The organism is Nitrosomonas sp. (assembly GCF_040240425.1).
Taxonomy (GTDB): domain Bacteria; phylum Pseudomonadota; class Gammaproteobacteria; order Burkholderiales; family Nitrosomonadaceae; genus Nitrosomonas.
This window is the reverse complement of record NZ_QPHG01000068.1, coordinates 1-6,348: the sequence shown is the minus strand read 5'-3', so window position 1 is coordinate 6,348 and position 6,348 is coordinate 1. Positions and strand designations below refer to the sequence as shown.

At 40.9% G+C, this 6,348-nt stretch carries 4 protein-coding genes; 2 read left to right on the top strand and 2 right to left on the bottom strand.

Annotation, left to right across the window (positions count from 1 at the left end; genetic code table 11):
• The first annotated feature begins 250 nt into the window (after nt 1–250).
• On the top strand, nt 251–3,559 hold the full coding sequence (locus tag DU481_RS15320) for a TonB-dependent receptor domain-containing protein (protein ID WP_350135932.1): 3,309 nt from the start codon (nt 251–253) through the stop codon (nt 3,557–3,559).
• 14 nt (nt 3,560–3,573) lie between these two features.
• Nucleotides 3,574–4,320 (top strand): hypothetical protein, encoded by a 747-nt coding sequence (locus DU481_RS15315; RefSeq protein WP_350135930.1) that lies wholly within the window; start codon nt 3,574–3,576, stop codon nt 4,318–4,320.
• A 68-nt stretch (nt 4,321–4,388) separates the two neighbouring features.
• Here the strand turns inward: DU481_RS15315 and DU481_RS15310 are convergent, their stop codons facing one another.
• Both DU481_RS15310 and DU481_RS15305 read right to left on the bottom strand, forming a co-directional pair.
• Nucleotides 4,389–5,132 carry a hypothetical protein gene (locus tag DU481_RS15310; RefSeq protein ID WP_350135928.1) on the bottom strand — a complete coding sequence of 248 codons (744 nt, stop codon included), beginning with the start codon at nt 5,130–5,132 and terminating at the stop codon, nt 4,389–4,391.
• 251 nt (nt 5,133–5,383) lie between these two features.
• Entirely contained in the window at nt 5,384–6,013 is a 630-nt protein-coding gene (locus tag DU481_RS15305) for a hypothetical protein (protein WP_350135926.1), read from the bottom strand.
• Nucleotides 6,014–6,348 lie beyond the last annotated feature (335 nt).

Genomic DNA, 6,348 nt, shown 5'->3' with positions numbered 1-6,348 from the left:
GCCGGGTTTGATAAAGCTGCCAGATTTCCTGACGATCCAATAATGTTAAGCGAGTGCGTTTGTGTATGTTCATCTGCAGTATTCTCCTGAATACTGTAAACAACGCTAGGAATTCTTACAACTTACTATTTATAAGGCCATCGATTCAGTATAATGAGAAAATGCATGACAAGTCTTCAATATCTTGTTATTTCTGATACAGAATTGCAAATCAATGCTCAACAATTGAGCTGATAGCGAAAGATTGATAATGAAAATATGTTGGGCAGTCGCGATTTACTTACATCAAAAGAAATTCTCAGCGCTGATACTCACTATTTTTACAGTAACCGGCTGGATGGCGCATATCACCCAGGCGCATGCAGCGCCAACGTGCAAGCCGGAAGTAGCGCGAGTAGTATCAATGCAGGGCACGATCGAAATACGCCGGACTCAAGAAAATGTCTGGCAACAAGCGGGGATGGAAGTAGTTCTTTGCGCCGGTGACATGATCCGTGCCCGATCGCAAAGCCGGGCGGCGCTGCGTTTAAGCAATAACAGCATGCTGCGGCTTGATCAAAAAACCAGCATTACATTTCCAGCAGTTCAAGAAGAAAGAGGCACCTCGCTGCTGGACTTATTCGAAGGTGCGATCCACATCATTACGCGCACGCCCCAGCCCTTTAAAATAAGAACTCCCTTTGTCAATGCCAGTGTGGAAGGCACAGAATTCGTTGTGGGTCTTAGGGAAGACAATGCAGAAGTTGTCGTGTATGAAGGCAAAGTATCGGTCAGTAATGAGCTGGGAAGCTTACTGCTTCATGATCATGAAGCAGCTGTCACATACAAAGGACAAGCACCACGTAAAGAAATCATCATCCGGCCGGCCGATGCCGTGCAGTGGGCACTGTATTACCCTGTCATCCTGAATTACTGGCAGGATGGCGAAGCTGGTTCCAGCGCTTTGATCCGTCAGGCAAGCCATTTATTGACTGTCGGACAGGCTGATGAAGCGAAGGGAGTCATCCAGCAAATCCTGCAACTCGAACCTAATAATAGTAACGCACATGCGCTGCTGGCCATCATTGCTCTGGTTCAGAATGAAAAAGACCAGGCATTGGAGCTTGCAAGCAAGGCGGTCGCACTCGATCAAGAATCTGCTGCTGGTTATTTAGCGCTTTCATATACACAGCAAGCGCATTTTGAGATTGAAGCAGCACTAGAAAGCTTACAAAAAGCACTCACATTCGATGCTCAGAATGCACTGATTTGGGCGCGCTTAGCCGAATTGCAGATGTCGATGGGCTATCTGGAACGTGCCTTGGATGCCGCAAAACTTGCGGTAAGTCTAAATCCCGGTCTGGCGAAAACGCAAACGGTATTAGGTTTTGCGCATCTGCTGCAAATCGACACCCAAACCGCGAAAGATATCTTCCATCGCGCCATTGCGCTGGATCAAGCCGACCCCACGCCACGGCTTGGATTTGGGCTTGCCTTGATCCGCGAGGGAGAGCTGGAAGCAGGCCGGATAGAACTGGAGATTGCCGCCAGTCTGGATCCAGCGAACTCGCTGATCCGAAGTTACCTGGGTAAAGCTTATTTTGAGGAAAAACGCTATCCGCTTGCCAGCACGCAATTCGATCTCGCCAAAGAGCGTGACCCCAAAGATCCGACACCGTGGTTTTATGATGCGATTCAAAAACAAACGCAGAATCGTCCGGTAGAAGCCCTACGGGATATTCAGAAATCGATTGAACTGAACAATAACCGCGCGGTATACCGTTCCAAGTTCCTGCTGGATCGTGACGAAGCGGCACGGGGCTCGAGCTTGTCGCGGATCTTCGAGAATCTGGGGTTTGAACGGCGTGCCATTATGGAAACGGCCAAATCATTAAGCTTCGATCCCGCGAATCATTCGGCGCACCGGTTCCTCTCGGATACTTATGCGAACATCCCACGGCATGAAGCTGCACGTGTCAGCGAACTACTACAAGCACAGCTTTTGCAACCGATTAACGTCAATCCAGTGCAACCGCACATGGTGGTGGTGGATTTAAACATTATCACCAACACAGGCCCATCAAATCCAGGATTTAATGAATTTACACCTTTAATGGAGCGAAGTAAGCCACAATTCATTACATCGGGTGTGGTTGGAAGCAATGGTAGCCTAGGTAACGAAGTAGTCTTCTCTAAGTTTAACGAACGTACATCGATTAGTTTGGGGCAATTCCACTATGAAACCAATGGTTTTCGCACCAACAATGATCAAAACCACGATATTCTAAATGCTTTTGTCCAGCATGCCTTAACGTCCAAATTGAACATACAAGGTGAAATACGCACTCGCTCAACAAACCAAGGTAATTTATTGCTGGATTTTGAAAAAGATTCCATTGATCCTAAGATGCCCCAAAATCAAACTCGCCGAAAAATTGATGAAGATGTCGCTCGTATCGGTGTACGATACGACTTGACTCATAATCAAAATATTATCTTCTCAAGTCAATTTCTCGATGGAGATTTGCAAAACATTCAGGGAATATCTCCAAGCTTTATTCATGCAAGTCATCAGAAAAATGAAGGTTATCAAACCGAAGTGCAATATCAGTTTCGTAGCTCATGGTTCAATATGCTAGCCGGATCGGGTATTTATCGTATTGACTCCAGCCAAAAATCTGGTACAAAAGATCCAGAAACTAATCAAGTAAAATTCTCTGGAGATAGCCCTGTACATTTTAATCGCGACAGAACAAATGGTTATATCTATACCAATCTCAATTTTAACGAAAACATAAATACAACGATTGGTTTTAGCTACGATTCGTTTAAAAGAGAAGATTCCCCGATTAGTGACTTCAATCCAAAATTTGGTCTGCAATGGAATTTTGCTAATCATTTCCGATTACGCATGGCTTGGCTTGAAACTATTAAAGCTCCGCTTACGACGCTTCAAACGATTGAACCAACACAAGTTTCCGGCTTTAATCAATTATTCGATGATCCTGACGGAACCAAATCTCGCCGGATGGGAATTGGATTAGATGCTCACTATCGAGACAAATTCTTTAGTGGTTTTGAATTATCAAGCCGGGATTTGAATGTCCCATCTTTTTCTCTCTCAAGTATCAATTTTCAAGATCAAAAAGAAAGCCTTTATCGAGCTTATGTTTATGGCTTGCTTCATACCCGTTGGGCGGCAAAAAGTGAGATTCAATTTGAAAAATTTTCACGTTTGCCCACTAACGCTGGACCACATCAGATCGATACATTAAGCATCCCTACCAGCATCAATTATTTTAATCCCAATGGTTTCTTTGCCAATGCAACGGGTACTTTTGTTCATCAAGAAGTTGATCGCATAAAAATGATTAACAAAGGAAGCGAGAAATATTTCCTTGTCGATGCATCCGTAGGATATCGGCTTCCAAATCGCAGAGGAATTTTTAGTATAGAAGCGAAGAATATTTTTAACGAAGATTTTTTAATTCGCAACCCTCATTTTGAAACATCCGAATTATTTAATTCACGTTTTATTCCTACACGAACAGTTTTTGCTCGAGTTACATTAAATTTTTAAAAGGAGAAAGTAGCATGATCAACATTAAGCAACTAGTTAAAATATTTTTGTTTTATTGCTTCGTTTTTTTATTTATAGGATGCACAGGGCTGCAAAGAGAAACAAAAAGTGATATGCAGGGATTTCTAAATTTAGTCACTCCATTCATACAATTAAAATCTGGGCTCTCTGAGGATCTTGAGAAAAAGGCTGGTTTTAAGTTCTCTCAAGTTGCTTTTATTAATAGTGAAACCGGGGAGAAAAAATTCATGATTCACGATCAATTTGAGCTTTCTGCTGACGAGAAGGTTACTGAAATCAATGATATTACACCAATTTCAGTTATAGGGGTTTCCGGCATAACAATAGGTAAAAAAACCTATGAGTCATGCAATTATGTCAGCTATGCTGAAAAAACCAAATTACAAACCAAATTAATTTGCAAGCGAGGTGCCAATCAACCATCACCCGAAGACCCGGTTGATACAACAATTGAAAGTTTCCCAACAGAACTTGCAACAGATATTGAGAATGCTTCCGGTATCAATAACGTTGGCTTTCTATTGTTTTCTAACTACAAAACGGGAGAACTAAAAATAGTTAAGAATAAGGATTACATAGTTTTTGATGGCCATCTACCAAATCAATCTGTTTCAGCAATTAATAATGGTATATCTTGGAGTGTTACAACCTACAAACGGAATCCTTGTTGCACAACTATTATGGTAGGCACAGAAAAACAGAAAGTATGCAGTAATTCGACTCTCAGCTGCTACCGCTAGTTGTCGGTGTTTCAGAAAACTCAGGTAATCGAAGTTACCTGAGTTAATAAAATTGTTTACAACTTGAATCAAACTGTCGCTAATCCAAGATAACTGTGATCAAGGATCCCAAAAAGATCATCAGTCCAGTATTTCTTTAAAATATTAACGGCTTCATCTGTTACTTTAGTTGCTAAATTCTCATCGCTCCAAACAATAGGTGTGGGCAATTCTTTTAACGCAGCAAGAAGTAAGGTTTGGAAATCTTCGCTATTACCATTGTCGGGAAATGTGATAATTTGATCGAACTCGGATTCATCGAGCGTTGATAACATGTTAATCAGTGTGCCATAGAACAATGATTCAATATTTCCACTTGTAGCTTCGATATCATCAATATGCTCTACACCCAGTTCTCCTGAAGTGTAAAGACCATCTTTAAGCTGAAGATCAGGAAAAGATGACTCAAAAGTCTCGTTATAACTAGCGTAATCGAGACTATCAATCTTTGGCTTAACAATTGCACGCAATGAGGCATTCGATAAAATTCCTTCTCGTGCATTAAAAGCAACAATATCTTCCAATGAGCCTAAATCAGAATTCACCAATTTGCTCTTATCTAATAATTTGCTCCAATCTGGATTTATGTCGGCAAAGTATTTCTGAACACTGTTTCTTGAATAACCCGATATCTCACTCAGCATTCTGGTTGTTACGCCCAATTCAGATGCGGTTTTGAAGATTTTTTCGGGATCTCCAATATTCGCATTAATAAAGTCATTTGCTTGCTCGACTGTAATTCCTAGATCAGTCAAATATTTTTCTGCCAACATGAAATAATCTCCTATGTAACCATATAGTTTAATTGTTGATTCTATGCAATTTTAGCATTCAATAAGGCGATATAATATGTAAAATCAGAACTGTTTACTCAAAGATGAGTGAAATAAGCGGAGAATATCTTAGAAGGCGCAGCATTATTCGCAGTAGTTCTGACCTGATCTGACAGACACATAGTCAAATCGAGCGACCATCAGATCAAGCCGTGGCTGCTATTTGCTGTGCAAAGGTTTCTTGAAGTCAATCAATTATTACAATTTTTGGGATTTTGAATTGTGCCTTTAGAAGTATAGCCCGAGATACTACCGAAAGGTTCCCCTTTCGGATTCATAGCCAAAACTGTACGGGTATGTATATCAGTCATGTGTCCTGTAGCGCAGGCAAATTCTCCAGTGCCGCCTGTAATTTCAGTCGTAGCAGTAGGTTGAAATGTACATCCTTCTTTTACACTACCATCCTCATTGAAGCACTTAAAACTGATACACAAATTTATTGATGAGGCTTTAGTAAAAAGCTGATCGCCGTTTTTTACCAATTGAATAACACCTCTTGATTTTACAAGATCGACCAAAATACCTTGATCGCCATCGGGTGTAATACAATTTTCCGGTACACCATTTTTCAGTCTCACTTTGACTTCTGCAAGCACATTAATCAACGTTTCACCCAGTTGCTTACTTTTAGCACGCATGCTCATATGACTTGCAAGTCCATCTTCTTCATTAACGATAGAGCTAGCTATGAAATAGCCATTGCCATTCATGGTAAAGTCGATTTTATCTTCCTCGTTTTTTGAATTCGAATCTTGAGAAGCAACTGCAAAATGCGCGTAACTTAAAATAATTGCCAAGGTAACCCAAGAAAGATTTTTCATCTTAAAAAACTCCTATAAGAAATATAAAAATGATGATGTGCAATAATCGATTCCATTGAAAATGGACTAGATTCAAGCAGGCCGTCAAAAAACATTTCTATGCAACCAATGCTGCGACAAAATAGTTGAGAAGCGCGTTATTTCGATAAATCAGTCTGTTTAATACCGCAAATAACTCTTCATCGGCCTGCTAGGCACTTCAGCAGGATAGTGTCTTAGGTGTAAGAATTCCTAGCGTTGTTTACAGTATTCAGGAGAATACTGTAGATGAACATACACAAACGCACTCGCTTAACATTATTGGATCGTCAGGAAATCTGGCGGCTTTATCAAAC